The organism is Maritimimonas sp. 2210JD6-3, assembly GCF_056591795.1.
Window position 1 is genome coordinate 1 of the sequence record NZ_JBWQOJ010000088.1, and the last position, 1,292, is coordinate 1,292.

A 1,292-nucleotide genomic window follows, 5' to 3' on the forward strand; every position below is an offset into this window, starting at 1 on the left:
TAACGGTCTAGTATAATAATAGTAGCGAGTTTTGAAACGCTAACTTTTCGGTTTAGCACAGACCTTTTTTATATTTATTTTCTTTCGTTTTAGCGATAAAACCGCTATTATTTTTATACCATGTTGGCATTAGTTTTTATAATAGAATTCAGCAATTTTATCAACAATTTCATAGGTGCGAACTACTGCCAAGTTGGTAAACAAAATAATAGCCAGATTATCATCTGGATAGATTGAAACAGAAGCTCTACCTCCTCCAAAAGCAGATACACCCGAATGGTTTTCTCTTTTAATCACTGGCCAACCTAAAGCATAAGCATTCAAAATCCCATCAAAATCCCAGTATTCGCCATTATCGAGTTTTACAGGTGTCCACATTTTGTTGATACTTTCTTTTTGTAATAATTTTCCATTCTGAAGTGCAATAATCCATTTGGCCATTTCATTGGCGGTGGTAAAAACTCCGGCATCAGCTCTAAAACTTGTCGGGAATTTCTCGTAAGTTTCAATCAAGTTGTCTCCTTTGACAGGCTCTCTTGTAGTCTCATCCAAATACCAATAGACATAGGTTGAGCTTTTATTTTCTTTTACATCAAAAGAATTTCCATAGAATACTTTTTTCATTCCTGCTACATCGAATTGGTTTGTTTTGATAGATTCTTCAAATGGTACCTCACTATATTTTTCTATAATTTTTTGGATTAGTAAGTAGTTAGTTGCGTTGTAGCTAAAATCTTTTCCTGTTTCAAATTGTAAAGGCATTTTTTGAACAGTTTCCCAAGCAGATTCTTGACTTCCACTCCCAACTAATTTATTGTCTTCATTTGGGTCTTCGATATCTGGCAACCCTGATGTATGGCTCAGTAACTGTTTAATAGTAATTGAATTCCATTTACTTGGTAAGCTAGAGATATGTTGGGAAATAGAGTCTGATAATGAGAGCTTATTTTGTTCTTCTAATTGTAAGATTGCTGTGGAAGCAAAGACTTTGGCTATTGAATTAATTGAGAAAATAGTGTTTTCTTTAACATCTACTGAAAAAGGGACATTTGCTACGCCTAAATTTTCTGATAAAACAACTTCGTTATTCTTAATTACTACAATCTGCAACCCAGGAATTCCCTCTTGTTCCATCTTCTTTTTAAGATAAACTAAGGTCTTAGTCTTTTCATTATTGAAATGATTTTCAGGTTTTTCATTACAACTAAAAATGATAGTTAAAATGAGTAGTAGTAAGTAGTTTTTCATTGATTGTTTTTATTGAATGCCGTAGAGCCCAAATTAATGCCAAC

1 protein-coding gene is annotated in these 1,292 nt (G+C 33.0%); it reads right to left on the reverse strand.

Annotated elements, in window-relative coordinates; translation table 11 throughout:
- Positions 1-129: 129 nt before the first annotated feature.
- A complete protein-coding gene (locus tag AC1EUY_RS16080) occupies positions 130-1,248 on the reverse strand; it encodes a serine hydrolase domain-containing protein (RefSeq protein ID WP_480196570.1) in 1,119 nt (372 codons plus the stop codon).
- Between the last annotated feature and the right edge of the window lie 44 nt (positions 1,249-1,292).

What these genes read in the sequence shown, in the direction of transcription:
- AC1EUY_RS16080 (WP_480196570.1), bottom strand. Translation starts at nt 1,248, where the DNA reads ATGAAAAACTACTTACTACTACTCATTTTAACTATCATTTTTAGTTGT.